Raw genomic sequence first — 13965 nt, forward strand, 5'->3', positions numbered from 1 at the left:
CTGGGGGCGAGCCCAGAAACACCGCGGAACCGGCTTCGCCTGGCCGCAGGTGTTGCCCCCGGTAGGGGGAAGGAGAAGCGACACGAAGTGCGCGCATCCTGGGGGCGAGCCCAGGAACACCGCGGAACCGGCTTCGCCGGGCCGCAGGTGTTGCCCCCGGTAGGGGGTAGGAGTAGCGACACGAAGTGCGCGAATCCTGGGGGCGAGCCTAATACTGCTGCTTCGGTGCCGACGCCTTCCAGCTGCGGCTCACGCGGCCCTGGCTGTCGATGCTTTCCAGGTGCACGTCGAAGCCCCAGAGCCGGGCGACGTGCTTGAGCACTTCCTCGGCGCCGTCGTGCAGCGGCAGGTTGTTGCGCTGCGTGTGGCGCAGCGTCAGCGAACGGTCGCCGCGCGTGGCCACGTTCCACACCTGGATGTCGGGCTCGCGGCTGCTGATGTCGTACTGGCGCGACAGCGACTCGCGCAGCGAGTGATAACCGCTGTCGTCGTGGATCGCCGACACCTCGAGCTCCGACTCGCTCTGGAAATCGCGGATGGCGAAGAGCCGGAAGTCGCGCATCGTCTTCGGGCTCAGGAACTGGCCGATGAAGCTCTCGTCCTTGAAGTTGCGCATCGCGTAGTCGAGCGTCTTGAGCCAGTCGGTGCCGGCGAAGTCGGGGAACCAGCGGCGGTCCTCGGCGGTGGGCTTCTCGCAGATGCGGCGCAGCTCGGTGTACATCGCAAAGCCCAGCGCATAAGGGTTGATGCCGCTGTAGGCGCGATGGCCCACCGGCGGCTGGAAGATCACGCCGGTGTGCGAGCTGAGCCACTCCATCATGAAGCCGTCCGCCAGCTGGCCGCGGTCGTACATGGTGTTGAGCAGCGTGTAGTGCCAGAACGTCGCCCATCCTTCGTTCATGACCTGCGTCTGGCGCTGCGGATAGAAATACTGCGCGATCTTGCGCACGATGCGCACCACCTCGCGCTGCCAGGGCTCCAGCAGCGCGGCGTTCTTCTCGATGAAGTACAGCAGGTTCTCCTGCGGTTCCGACGGGAAGCGGCGCGCCGAGTCGGACTCGGCCACCTGCTCGCTGCGCCGCGGCAGCGTGCGCCACAGGTCGTTGACCTGCTGCTGCATGTGGCGCTCGCGCTCGGCGCGCTGCGCGCTCTCCTGCGCCAGCGAGCGCTTCTGCGGGCGGCGGTAGCGGTCGACGCCGTAGTTCATCAGCGCATGGCAGGAATCGAGCAGCTGCTCGACCGCGTCGAGGCCATGGCGTTCCTCGCACTCTGCGATGTAGTGGCGCGCGTAGACCAGGTAGTCGATGATCGACGACGCATCGGTCCACATGCGGAACAGGTAGTTGCCCTTGAAGAAGCTGTTGTGGCCGTAGGCCGCATGCGCGATCACCAGGGCCTGCATGGCCATGGTGTTCTCCTCCATCAGGTAGGCGATGCACGGATCGGAGTTGATGACGATCTCGTACGCCAGCCCCATGTGGCCGCGCTTGTAGTTCTTCTCGGTGGCGATGAACTGCTTGCCGTACGACCAGTGCCTGTAGATCATGGGCATGCCCACGCTGGCGTAGGCGTCCATCATCTGCTCGGCCGTGATCACCTCGAGCTGGTTAGGGTAGGTGTCGAGCCCGTAGCCCTTGGCGGTGCGCTCGATCTCGGTGTGGTAGGTCTCGATGAGTTCGAAGGTCCAGTCGGAGGGGCTGGGCAGGCGCTCGAGCCGGGGACGCTCGGGGGTGAGGATGGTGCTCATGACGTGACCCCTTCCTTCTTGAACAGGTCGCGGAAAACAGGGTAGATGTCCTGTGCGTCGGACACCTTGCGCATCGCGAAGTTGGGCTGCACGCCTTCGAGCTGCTTGTACTCCTGCCACAGGTTCTGCTCGGTCTCGGCGACCTGCACATAGGCGTAGTAGCGCACCACCGGCAGGATGTCGTTGACCAGCAACTCGCGGCAGCGGCCGCTGTCCTGGTGCCAGTTGTCGCCGTCGCTGGCCTGCGCGCCGTACACGTTCCATTCGCCGCTGGGATAGCGCGCCTTGATGATCTCGTCCATCAGCACCAGGGCGCTCGACACCACCGTGCCGCCTGTCTCGGTGGCGTGGAAGAACTCTTCCTCGCTCACTTCCTGCGCCTGCGTGTGGTGGCGCAGGAACACCAGGTCGATGGTTTCGTAGTGCCGCGTGAGGAACATGTACAGCAGCATGAAGAAGCGCTTGGCCATGTCCTTGCGCGCCTCGTCCATCGAGCCCGAAACGTCCATGAGGCAGAACATGACGGCCTTGGCGCTGGGCACCGGCGTTTTCACGCGGTTGCGGTAGCGCAGGTCGATCGGGTCGATGTAGGGCACGTGCCGCATGGTGCGGCGCAGCTCGGCGATGCGCTCCTCGGTCTCGACGATTTCCTTGCGCACCAGCGGCTGGTCGGCCTGCGGATGCTTCTTCAGCGTCTCGAGCAGCGCCTCGAGGCGCTTGAGTTCCTTGCGGGCATCGCCGCCCAGCGCGATGCGGCGTGCCAGCGCACCGCGCATCGAACGCACCACGTGCAGGTTGTTGGGCGAGCCGTCGCTCGTGAAGCCAGCCCGGTGGCTCTTCCACTCGGGCACGTCGGCGATCTGCGTGCGGATGAGGTGCGGCAGCGCGAGGTCGTCGAAGAACACGCGCATGAACTCCTCGCGCGTCAAGCGGAAGACGAAGTCGTCCTCGCCTTCGCCGCTGTCGCTGGCCTCGCCGCTGCCCGAACCTCCGCCGCCCCCGCCTTCGGGGCGCTTGATGCGGTCGCCCTTCAGGTATTCCTGGTTGCCGGGGTGCACGTACTCGCGATCGCCGCCGCGGGCGTGGCCGAAGACCGGCTCGGACACGTCGTGGCGCGGCAAGGTCACGTCTTCGCCTTGCTCCAGTTCGCGGATGTTGCGTCCGCTCACCGCGCGCCGCACCGCCTCCTGGATCTGCCCCTTGTAGCGCCGCAAAAAGCGCTCGCGGTTGCCAATGGACTTGTTCTTGCCCGAAAGCCGCCGGTCGATGATCTGCTGCAGGATGGCCACGGTGTCAAACCTCCATTCAAAGACGGGTCACGACGCATTTCTTCGTGGAACACCGAGGAACCGGCTTTGCCGGGCCTCTGGTGTTGCCCCCGGTAGGGGGTTGGCGAAGCGACACGAAGTGCGCGTAGCCTGGGGGCGAGCCATAGCTACGAACTCTTGCGCACCCGCAGGTACCACTCGCAGAGCAGGCGAACCTGCTTGGCGGTGTAGCCCTTCTCGACCATGCGCGTGACGAAGTCCTCGTGCTTCTTCTGCTCGTCGGCGCTGCTCTTGGTGTTGAAGCTGATCACCGGGAGCAGCTCCTCGGTGTTGGAGAACATCTTCTTCTCGATCACCGAACGCAGCTTCTCGTAGCTGGTCCATGCCGGGTTGCGGCCGTTGTTGCCGGCCCGCGCGCGCAGCACGAAGTTGACGATCTCGTTGCGGAAGTCCTTCGGATTGCCGATGCCGGCAGGCCGTTCGATCTTCTCGAGCTCGGCGTTCAGCGAGGCCCTGTCGAAGACTTCGCCCGTGTCGACGTCGCGGAACTCCTGGTCCTGGATCCAGTAGTCGGCGTAGGTCACGTAGCGGTCGAAGATGTTCTGGCCGTACTCGCTGTAGCTCTCGAGGTAGGCGGTCTGGATCTCCTTGCCGATGAACTCGGCATAGCGCGGCGCCAGCAGCTCCTTGATGTAGCTGATGTACTTCTGCTCGACCTCGGGCGCGAACTGCTCGCGCTCGATCTGCTGCTCGAGCACGTACATCAGGTGCACCGGGTTGGCGGCCACCTCGGAGCTGTCGAAGTTGAAGACCTTCGAGATGATCTTGAAGGCGAAGCGGGTGGACACGCCGCTCATGCCTTCGTCGACGCCCGCGTAGTCGCGGTACTCCTGGATCGACTTGGCCTTGGGGTCGGTGTCCTTCAGGTTCTCGCCGTCGTACACCTGCATCTTGCTGAAGGTGCTGGAGTTCTCCGGCTCCTTCAGGCGCGTGAGCACCGAGAGCTGGGCCATCATGCGCAGCGTTCCGGGAGCACACGGCGCCTGGGCCAGCGACGAGTTGCGCACCAGCTTCTCGTAGATCTTGATCTCTTCCGAGGCGCGCAGGCAGTAGGGCACCTTGACGATGTAGATGCGGTCCAGGAATGCTTCGTTGTTCTTGTTGTTGCGGAAGGCCTTCCACTCGCTCTCGTTGCTGTGCGCCAGCACGATGCCGTCGAAGGGGATGGCGCCGAAGCCTTCGGTGCCCTTGAAGTTGCCTTCCTGCGTGGCCGTGAGCAGCGGGTGCAGCACCTTGATGGGCGCCTTGAACATTTCCACGAACTCCAGCAGGCCTTGGTTGGCCAGGCACAGGCCACCGGAATAGGCGTAGGCGTCCGGGTCGTCCTGCGCATAGGTCTCGAGCTTGCGGATGTCGACCTTGCCGACCAGGGAAGAGATGTCCTGGTTGTTCTCGTCGCCGGGCTCGGTCTTGGCCACCGCGATCTGCCGCAACACCGACGGGAAGCGCTTGACGACCTTGAACTGGCGGATGTCGCCGCCGTACTCCTCCAGCCGTTTGACGGCCCAGGGCGAGAGGATCCGGTTCAGGTAGCGGCGGGGAATGCCGTATTCCTTTTCTAGGATCTCGCCGTCCTCGACCGTGTCGAACAGGCCGAGCGGCGATTCGTTCACCGGCGAGCCCTGGATGGCGTAGAAGGGCACATGCTCCATGAGCTGCTTGAGCCGCTCGGCGATGGAGCTCTTGCCACCGCCCACCGGGCCCAGCAAGTAAAGGATTTGCTTCTTTTCTTCCAGGCCCTGCGCGGCGTGGCGGAAATAGGACACCACCTGTTCTATGGCGTCTTCCATGCCATAGAACTCCTTGAACGCCGGATAGATCTTGATGACCTTGTTCGCGAAGATGCGAGAAAGGCGGGGGTCGTTGCGCGTGTCGACCAGCTCCGGCTCGCCGATGGCCTTGAGCATGCGCTCGGAAGCCGTGGCATACGCCGTGGGGTCGCGCTTGCAGATATCCAGGTAATCCTGCAGCGAGATGACTTCCTCGCGGGTGCGCTCGTAGCGGGCGGCAAAGTTGCTGATCACATCCATGGTCACGCCTCCATCAAGTCGGTGGGCTTTTGGCCCGATTGCCTGCAGCAACGGCACGCTCAACTTTCGAGGTGTGCCTGCCCTTGGCTGCATGCCGCGGAAAACTCCCCTTACAACATTCTGCTAACAATCAGCATAAAGCAAAGACTGAACCGGACAAATCTCTTTTTAATTGGGGACCACGCTGTCAAGTAAAGTTCCTCGAAAAATCCGGAACAATTTTTCAAATTCGGCTAAATTCAAAAGCTCGTTGTCTTAATAAACTCCGGGTGAAATGGCTATGCCGAATGGCCATCCCCCATTTCAGTGTTTCGCCGAAAAAAGCGGTACCTATTGAGCATGCATGCTCAATAAAAATCGGCCACCTTTGTGCAATAACGCGCCAGCGCTCGTTTGGTTTATTGCATATCCAAAAAAATAAAAAGCAATCCTCGCGCCACTTCCAGATGGGTGGCTTGCGCTTGTACGCGTGGGGAAGCGGCCCGGATGCGGGTCAGCGTGGTCCGAGACGGTGCGCGCGCACCGCATTGATGCCGCGGGCATGAAAAAGGGCCGCGTGTGCGGCCCTTGCTGGAAGTCGAGGGGTCTGCTTCAGCCTCAGCTGAAGAATTCCTTCGCCTTGTCGAACCAGCCCTTGTCGGTCGGGCTGTGCTTCTCGCCGCCCTTCTTGAGAGAGTCGTCCAGGTCCTTCAGCAGCTTGCGCTGGAACTCGGTGAGCTTCACCGGCGTCTCGACGCGCACGTGGCAGTACAGGTCGCCCGGGTAGCTCGAGTTCACGCCCTTGATGCCCTTGCCGCGCAGGCGGAACTGCTTGCCGCTCTGCGTGCCTTCGGGAATGTCGATGGCGGCTGCACCCTTGAGCGTCGGCACGTTGATCTCTCCGCCCAGCGCCGCAGTGGTCATGCTGACCGGCACCACGCAGTGGAGGTTGTCGCCGTCGCGCTCGAAGATGTCGTGCTTCTTCAGCCGGATCTCGATGTACAGGTCGCCCGGCGGGCCGCCGTTGACGCCGGGCTCGCCACTGCCCGTGACGCGCATGCGCTGGCCGTCGTCGATGCCGGCGCGGATCTTCACTTCGAGCGTCTTGTTGCGCTTGATCTTGCCCTGGCCATGGCACGCGGTGCAGGGCTCGGGAATGATCTTGCCGCTGCCGTGGCAGGTCGGGCAGGTCTGCTGGACGCTGAAGAAGCCCTGGCGCATCTGAACAGCGCCTGCACCGTGGCAGGTCGTGCAGGTGATGGGCTTGGTGCCGGGCTTGGCGCCCGAGCCGTGGCAGGTCTCGCATTCGTCCCACGTGGGAATGCGGATCTCGGTGGTCTTGCCTTCCGCGGCTTCCTCGAGCGTGATCTCCATCGCGTAGCTCAGGTCGCTGCCGCGGAACACCTGGCGTCCGCTGCTGGTGCGGCCGCGGCCGCCGCCGAACACGTCGCCGAAGATGTCGCCGAAGGCTTCCGCGAACCCGCCGAAACCTTCAGCCCCAGGACCGCCGCGCATGTTGGGGTCGACGCCGGCGTGCCCATACTGGTCGTAGGCCGCGCGCTTCTGTCCGTCGGACAGCATTTCGTAGGCTTCCTTCACCTCCTTGAACTTGGCCTCGGCATCCTTTGCGGTGTCGCCGTGGTTGCGGTCGGGGTGGTGCTTCATCGCGAGCTTGCGATAAGCCTTCTTGATTTCATCCTCGCTGGCGTTCTTGGGGACGCCGAGGGTTTCGTAATAGTCGCGTTTGGTGGCCATGACAGGTCGATCGGAGGATCAGGGGAGGCAGCGGGAACTCGGGTAACTCGGAAGCGAGAAAGGCTGGAGCACCTCTGCAGGTGTTCCAGCCTTGTGCAAGGGGCCGGCGATCAGCCCTTCTTGACTTCCTTCACTTCGGCGTCGACCACGTTGTCGTCTGCCTGTGCGCTTGCAGCAGCTTCCGCGCCAGCCGGGCCGGAGGTTGCCGAGGCGCCCGCTGCGGCTTGCGATTCGGCATACATCTTCTCGCCGAGCTTCTGGCTTGCCGTCATCAGCGTGTTGGTCTTTTCCTCGATCGCGTCCTTGCTGTCGCCCTTGAGGGCTTCTTCCAGGTCCTTGATCGCGGCTTCGATCGCGTCCTTCTCGCCAGCTTCCAGGCTCGCACCATGTTCGCCCAGCGACTTCTTCACGCTGTGCACCATGGCCTCGCCCTGGTTGCGGGCCTGCACGATCTCGAGCTTCTTCTTGTCGTCTTCGGCGTTGAGCTCGGCGTCCTTGACCATCTTCTGGATCTCGTCCTCGCTCAGTCCCGAGTTCGCCTTGATCGTGATCTTGTTTTCCTTGCCGGTGCCCTTGTCCTTCGCGCCGACGTGCAGGATGCCGTTGGCGTCGATGTCGAAGCTCACTTCGATCTGCGGCGTGCCGCGGGCTGCCGGCGGAATGCCTTCGAGATTGAATTCGCCGAGTGCCTTGTTGCCCGAAGCGATCTCGCGCTCGCCCTGGAACACCTTGATGGTCACGGCAGGCTGGTTGTCTTCGGCCGTCGAGAAGGTCTGCGCGAACTTCGTCGGAATGGTCGTGTTCTTCGTGATCATCTTCGTCATCACGCCGCCCATCGTCTCGATGCCGAGCGACAGCGGGGTAACGTCCAGCAGCAGCACGTCCTTGCGGTCGCCCGAGAGCACCTGGCCCTGGATGGCGGCGCCGACAGCCACGGCTTCGTCGGGGTTCACGTCCTTGCGCGGTTCCTTGCCGAAGAAGGCCTTCACCTTTTCCTGCACCTTGGGCATGCGGGTCATGCCGCCGACCAGGATCACGTCGTTGATGTCGCTCACGCTGATGCCGGCGTCCTTGATGGCCAGGCGGCAGGGGGCGATCGTGCGCTCGACCAACTCGTCGACCAGGCTTTCCAGCTTGGCGCGGGTGAGCTTGATGTTCAGGTGCTTCGGACCCGTGGCATCGGCCGTGATGTAGGGCAGGTTGATGTCGGTCTGCGCGCTGTTCGACAGCTCGATCTTGGCCTTCTCGGCGGCTTCCTTCAGGCGCTGCAGCGCCAGCACGTCCTTGCTCAGGTCGACGCCTTGCTCTTTCTTGAACTCGGCAATGATGTAGTCGATGATGCGCTGGTCGAAGTCTTCGCCGCCCAGGAAGGTGTCGCCGTTGGTCGACAGCACTTCGAACTGCTTCTCGCCGTCGACGTCCGCGATCTCGATGATCGACACGTCGAAGGTACCGCCGCCGAGGTCATACACGGCGATCTTGCGGTCGGCCTTGTCCTGCTTGTCGAGGCCGAAGGCCAGGGCAGCAGCGGTGGGCTCGTTGATGATGCGCTTCACGTCGAGGCCGGCGATGCGGCCGGCGTCCTTGGTGGCCTGGCGCTGTGCGTCGTTGAAGTAGGCCGGCACCGTGATCACGGCTTCGGACACGGTTTCGCCGAGATAGTCTTCAGCGGTTTTCTTCATCTTGCGCAGGATGTCGGCGCTGACCTGCTGCGGGGCGATCTTCTTGCCGCGCACTTCCACCCATGCGTCGCCGTTGTCGGCCTTGGCGATGGTGTAGGGCATCAGGTCGATGTCCTTCTGGACTTCCTTTTCCTCGAACTTGCGGCCGATCAGGCGCTTGATCGCGTACAGCGTGTTCTTGGGGTTGGTGACGGCCTGGCGCTTGGCCGAGGCACCGACCAGCACTTCACCGTCTTCCTGGTACGCGACGATCGACGGCGTGGTGCGCGCACCTTCCGAGTTCTCGATCACACGCGTGGTGTTGCCTTCCATGATCGACACGCACGAGTTGGTGGTGCCGAGGTCGATGCCGATGATCTTTGCCATGTTCTTACTCCTGAAAGCCTGAAAAATATGTTGTTATGAACTTGTGGATAACCCGTCGCGATTCAAGGGAAGACGCGTGGATTTCCTGTGCGAATCTTGTGTGCCGAAGTGTTGGCGCGGGCCGCTTACTTCGGTGCGCTCACCGTGACCAGCGCGGGGCGCAGCACGCGGTCGGCGATGGTGTAGCCCTTCTGCAGCACGGTCACGACCGTGTTGGGCTCCTGGTCGGCGGGCACCACCGAGATGGCCTGGTGCTGGTGCGGGTCGAACTTCGTGCCGGCGGCCGGTGCCACCTCGATCACCTTGTGGCGTTCGAGCGCGCTCTTGAGCTGACGCAGCGTGGCCTCGGCGCCTTCTCGGATCTGCTCGGGCGTGGCGTCCTTGACGGCCAGGCCGGCTTCCAGGCTGTCGGTCACCGGCAGCAGGCTTTCGGCAAACGCCTCGACGGCGAACTTGCGGGCCTTGCTGACTTCCTCGTCGGCGCGGCGGCGGGCGTTCTGCACGTCGGCCTGCGCACGCAGGTACTGGTCGGCCAGTTCGGCGTTCTTGGCCTGCAGCGCAGCGAGTTCGCCTTGGGCAGTTGCCAGTGCGGCAAGCGCATCGGCTTCGTTGGCTGCTTGCGCGGCCTCCAGTTCTTCGGGGCTTGGCTCGCCTTGCAGCATTTGAGAATTCTGTGCGGATTGTTGCGGGTCAGACATTTTTCAAAGAACCGGCGCAAGCCGGAAAACAAACGATAGCCAGCCACTTGGGGCTGGCCTGAAGCATTTCAAGCGAAAAAATGCGGCCGAAAGGGCCGCAGGAGCACTGGATTCGGGCGATCCAGCCGGGGACACACGAAACCGGCTCTTGCCGGGGACCGCATGTCGCCTGGTCCGGGGCGGCGCGGCACGAAGTGCGCGAAGCCCCGGGGAGCGGCCTCTGTCAGTGGGCGTCCAGCAGTTCGACGTCGAACTTCAGCGTGGCGTTCGGGGGGATCACGCCGCCGGCGCCGCGGGCACCGTAGCCCAGCGATGCCGGGATGATCAGCGTGCGCTTGCCGCCGATCTTCATGCCGGCCACGCCTTCGTCCCAACCCTTGATGACCTGGCCCGCGCCCAGCGAGAAGGCGAAGGGGTCGTTGCGGTCGCGGCTGGAGTCGAACTTGGCGCCTTGCACGCCGTCGTTGTAGAGCCAGCCGGTGTAGTGCACGTGCACGTGCTGGCCGGCCTTGGCTTCAGCGCCGGTGCCGACTTCGGTGTCTTCGTATTGCAGGCCGGAGGGAGTGGTAGGCATGGGAAAACGCTCCTTGCGTCGATGAGTGAAATGGAATCGAAGGCGCGGAGTTTACCGAGGCCGGACCCGGCGGCCTGTCGTCGCTCAGGCGTTGCTGCTGTCGTCCGGGGGCGTGGCCGGCGGAACGGGCGTTGCAGCAGGTGCGGCAACCGGAGCCGGCGACGGGGCCGGAACGGGCGCGGCGGCGGGTGCCTCTGCCGGGGGCAGCCGGCTGCACCGCGGGGGCGCCGCCTTCTTGAGCTGCCCCAGCTGCCACTTGCCGGCGAAGGCCTGCAGGTCGGACAGCCGCTTGAGCAGGTCCTGCCCGCTCAGCGTGAGGCTGTAGCCGTCGCTGCCATGGCCGACCAGGCCGGCCTCGCGCAGCTCCTTGATCCGGGTGTTGAGCGTGTTGGGAGTGATGCCGCCCACGCTGTCCTGCAGCAGGCGGAAGGTCTGGGCATGGCCGTCGCGCAGGGCCCAGAGCACGCGCAGTGCGTAGCGGGCTTCGAGCAGGGCGAGCAACTGGCCGATGGCTGCGTTTTCCTTGGTACTCATCGACATCATCTCCTCGAAGCTGGGCGGGTGCTGGGCCTGGGGACGGCCGGTGCACCCGCGTTCCTGTGGTTGGTCATGGACCGGTTCGTTGGCCGGCGACTATAGCGCAAAGGATGAGGATGCTACTAGTTTTATAGCTGTCAAGGTATGCTGCATGCGGGTTGTGAGACAAAGCCTCACAAATTCGAATCAGGCGCCGATGTAATCGGCCATGGCTTCGCCCAGCCGGATCGCGCGACCGGGCGTCCATTCGGGATTGAACGCCAACGGCGGCTTGGGAAACAGCATGACGACGGTCGAGCCAAGCAGGAACCGGCCCATCTCGTCGCCCTTGCGGATGTCGATCTGCTGGTCGTTGTAGTGCCATTCGCGCAGTTCGCCCACGCGCGGCGGATTGACCACGCCATGCCACACCGTGGCCATGCTGCCGACGATGGTGGCGCCCACCAGCACCAGCACGAACGGCCCGCGCGCGGACTCGAAGACGCACACCACTCGCTCGTTGCGCGCGAACAGCCCCGGCACGCCGCGCGCGGTGGTGGGGTTCACCGAGAACAGGTCGCCGGGCACATGGATCATGCGCACCAGGCGTCCGTCGCAAGGCATGTGGATGCGGTGGTAGTCCTTCGGGCTCAGGTAGAGCGTGGCGAAGCTGCCGTGCGCGAACCTGGCGGCCAGCGCGGCGTCGCCGCCGACCAGCGCGGTGGTGGTGTAGTTGTGGCCCTTGGCCTGGAAGATCTGGTCGCCCTCGATGGGGCCGAATTGGCTGATCGCGCCGTCGACGGGGCAGATGAGGTCGGCCTGCGCCAGCGGCCGCGCGCCGGGCTTGAGCGCCCGCGTGAAGAACTGGTTGAAGCTCTTGTAGTAGCCGATGTCCGACTCCAGCGCCTCGCCCATGTTCACGTCGTACTTGGCCACGAAGCGCCGGATGATCCACGTCGTGACGGCGCCCCGTTCCTTGCCCGCGACCCAGCCGGCGAAATTGGTCAGAGCCTGTTTCGGGAACAGGTATTGGGGCAGTACGGCGGAGCGGTCGGACACGTGGGAAGGGCCTGGAATTCTGGATCGGAGGGGCATTCTATAAAGCGCCCCTCCGGCCCCGCGTAGGAAGCTTCCCTTGGTTTTCCAGCCGCGGCCCCGCGCCTGCGCCGAACTATTCCGCCTTGATGCCGGCCGCCTTGATCACCTGCGCCCACTTCTCCACCTCGGCCTTCTGGAAGGCCGCGATCTGCGTCGTGCTCAGGTCGGTCGGCTCCATGCCGAAGCCCTTGAGCTTGTCCTGCATCTCGGGCGTGGCGAGGATCTTGCGGATCTCGGTGTGCAGCCTGTCGACCACAGGGGCCGGCGTGCCGGCGGGCACGAAGATCGCCTGCCACGACACCACTTCGAAGTCCTGCAGACCCGGCACGCCGGATTCGGCCACCGTCGGCACGTCGGGCATCGAGGCCAGCCGCTTCGACGACGTGACCGCGATCGCGCGCAGCTTGCCGCTCTGGATGTGCGGGCCCGCCACCACGGTGGTGTCGAACATCATGTCGACCTGGCCGCCGATCGCGTCCTGGATGGCCGGGCCGCTGCCCTTGTACGGGATGTGCGTGAATTTCACGCCCGACTTGTAGGCCAGCAGTTCCAGCGCCAGGTGCTGCGACGTGCCCGTGCCCGCGGAGGCCGACGAAAGCCCGCCCGGCTTCGCCTTGCTCGCCGCGATCACGTCCTTCAGCGTCTTGTACGGACTCGACTGGCTCACCACCAGCACCACCGGGTTGGTGCCGATGAGCGTCACTGGCGCGAACGACTTGATCGGGTCGTAGCCGATCTTCGGGTAAAGGCTCACGTTGATCGCATGCGAGCTGATGGTGCCGCCCACCAGCGTGAAGCCGTCCGGCGCCGCACGCGCGCCCACTTCGGAGCCCACGCTGCCGCCCGCGCCCCCCTTGTTGTCGATGATCACGCTGGTGCCCAGCACCGGCCCGAGCTTCTGCGCGATCAGCCGGCCGAGCACGTCGGTGGTGCCGCCGGCGGGGAAGGGCACGAGGTAGGTGATGGGATTGCCCGTGGGCCAGTTGCCGCCGCCCTGCGCGAACGCGGCGGGCAGGCCGGTGGCGAGCGAAGAGGCGAGGGCGGTGCGGATGAGTGTGCGGCGTTGCATGTGATGTCTCCTGGTTCTGTTCGATGGCGATGTGGTGCGTTGCGTTGCGTTGCGTTGCGGCGTCAGGGCAGATCGACGATCTCGATCCAGTTCGGGTTCTTGCCCACGTCCAGGTGCTGGGGCTTGCCCAGCGCGCCGGTCGCGCCGTCGATGGCGTACAGCGAGATGCCGTTCGATTCCTGGCCTGCGGCGATCAGGTAGCGCCCGGTCGAGTCGATGGCGAAGCCGCGCGGGCCCTTCTCGGTCGGTGTCTGGCCCAGCGGCTGCAGCTGTCCGGTAGCGGCATCGACCTTGAAGGCCGACAGCGTGCTCGATGTGCGCTCCGACGCGTACAGGTAGCGCCCGTCGGGCGTGAGGTGAAGGTCCGCGGCCCACGGCTTGCCGGTGAAGCCAGCGGGCAGCGCGGTGGTGCTCTGCGCGAGCTTCAGCGTGCCGCGGCTGGCGTCCCACGCGAACACATGCAGCGCTGCGTCGAGTTCGTCGAGCAGGTAGACGTGGCGCTGGGCCTTGTCCCAGACGAAATGGCGCGGTCCCGATTTGGCCGCGGTGGCGGTCAGCGGCGGATCGTTGGGCGACAGCAGACCCTTCTCGGCGTCGAAGCGCCAGCTGGACACGTTGTCGCCACCCAGGCTGGTGGCCAGCACGAAGCGGTTGCTTGCGTCTGCATGGATGGCGTGCGCATTGGGCTCGGTCTGGATCAGCTGGTGGATGGGCCCCACGGCACCGTCCTTGCCGATGCCGTTGACCGTGATCTTCCCGCCCTGATACGAAGCCGCGAACAGCCACCTGCCGCTCACGTCCAGGTCGATGTTGGCCATGCTATCGGCCAGCGGCGCCTCGGCCAGCTTCTGCAGCTTTCCGCTGGCACCGTCGATGGACAGCGCCGTCACGCGAAACGGCTGCGAGCGCAGCGCGGCGTACAGCACGCGCTTGTCGCGGCTCACTACCATCGGCATCACCGTGCCGCCGACGTTCAGCGTCTGCACCGGCTTCAGCGTGCCCTGGCCGCGGTCGAGCTCCAGGACCGAGATGTCCTGGCTGTCCGCATTCGACACGTAGACCCAGGTTGCGGCCGATGCGTGCGCCGCCGCCATGGAAAGCAGCAGCAAGAAACCGACGCGGA

Annotated in this window: 11 protein-coding genes; all 11 read right to left on the reverse strand. The window is 64.6% G+C overall.

The features are described from left to right. Nucleotides 1–208: 208 nt before the first annotated feature. Nucleotides 209–1747, reverse strand: coding sequence for a SpoVR family protein (locus AACL56_RS11725; protein ID WP_339090003.1), 1539 nt, complete (start codon nt 1745–1747; stop codon nt 209–211). Then, nucleotides 1744–3036 (reverse strand): YeaH/YhbH family protein, encoded by a 1293-nt coding sequence (locus AACL56_RS11730; RefSeq protein WP_339090004.1) that lies wholly within the window; start codon nt 3034–3036, stop codon nt 1744–1746. Before AACL56_RS11730 ends, AACL56_RS11725 begins: the two co-directional genes overlap by 4 nt. Before the next feature lie 146 nt (nt 3037–3182). Next, on the reverse strand, nt 3183–5105 hold the full coding sequence (locus AACL56_RS11735; RefSeq protein WP_339090005.1) for a PrkA family serine protein kinase: 1923 nt from the start codon (nt 5103–5105) through the stop codon (nt 3183–3185). Nucleotides 5106–5702: 597 nt separating this feature from the next. Beyond that, nucleotides 5703–6839, reverse strand: a complete 1137-nt coding sequence (gene dnaJ / locus AACL56_RS11740) for a molecular chaperone DnaJ (protein WP_339090006.1) — start codon at nt 6837–6839, stop codon at nt 5703–5705. A gap of 110 nt (nt 6840–6949) precedes the next feature. Next, nucleotides 6950–8887 (reverse strand): molecular chaperone DnaK, encoded by a 1938-nt coding sequence (gene dnaK / locus AACL56_RS11745; RefSeq protein ID WP_339090007.1) that lies wholly within the window; start codon nt 8885–8887, stop codon nt 6950–6952. A 125-nt stretch (nt 8888–9012) separates the two neighbouring features. Continuing rightward, nucleotides 9013–9585 (reverse strand): nucleotide exchange factor GrpE, encoded by a 573-nt coding sequence (grpE, locus tag AACL56_RS11750; RefSeq protein WP_339090008.1) that lies wholly within the window; start codon nt 9583–9585, stop codon nt 9013–9015. Nucleotides 9586–9808: 223 nt separating this feature from the next. Continuing rightward, nucleotides 9809–10159 carry an FKBP-type peptidyl-prolyl cis-trans isomerase gene (locus AACL56_RS11755; RefSeq protein WP_013540334.1) on the reverse strand — a complete coding sequence of 117 codons (351 nt, stop codon included), beginning with the start codon at nt 10157–10159 and terminating at the stop codon, nt 9809–9811. 84 nt (nt 10160–10243) lie between these two features. Then, complete coding sequence (locus AACL56_RS34325) at nt 10244–10693, reverse strand: winged helix-turn-helix transcriptional regulator (RefSeq protein WP_425337008.1); 450 nt, start codon at nt 10691–10693, stop codon at nt 10244–10246. 189 nt (nt 10694–10882) lie between these two features. Continuing rightward, a complete protein-coding gene (asd, locus tag AACL56_RS11765; RefSeq protein WP_339090009.1) occupies nt 10883–11734 on the reverse strand; it encodes an archaetidylserine decarboxylase in 852 nt (283 codons plus the stop codon). Nucleotides 11735–11846: 112 nt separating this feature from the next. After that, complete coding sequence (locus AACL56_RS11770) at nt 11847–12842, reverse strand: Bug family tripartite tricarboxylate transporter substrate binding protein (protein WP_339090010.1); 996 nt, start codon at nt 12840–12842, stop codon at nt 11847–11849. 62 nt (nt 12843–12904) lie between these two features. After that, nucleotides 12905–13936 (reverse strand): lactonase family protein, encoded by a 1032-nt coding sequence (locus AACL56_RS11775; protein WP_339092855.1) that lies wholly within the window; start codon nt 13934–13936, stop codon nt 12905–12907. Nucleotides 13937–13965: the final 29 nt, after the last annotated feature.

Source organism: Variovorax paradoxus, assembly GCF_902712855.1.
GTDB classification, from domain to species: domain Bacteria; phylum Pseudomonadota; class Gammaproteobacteria; order Burkholderiales; family Burkholderiaceae_C; genus Variovorax; species Variovorax paradoxus_Q.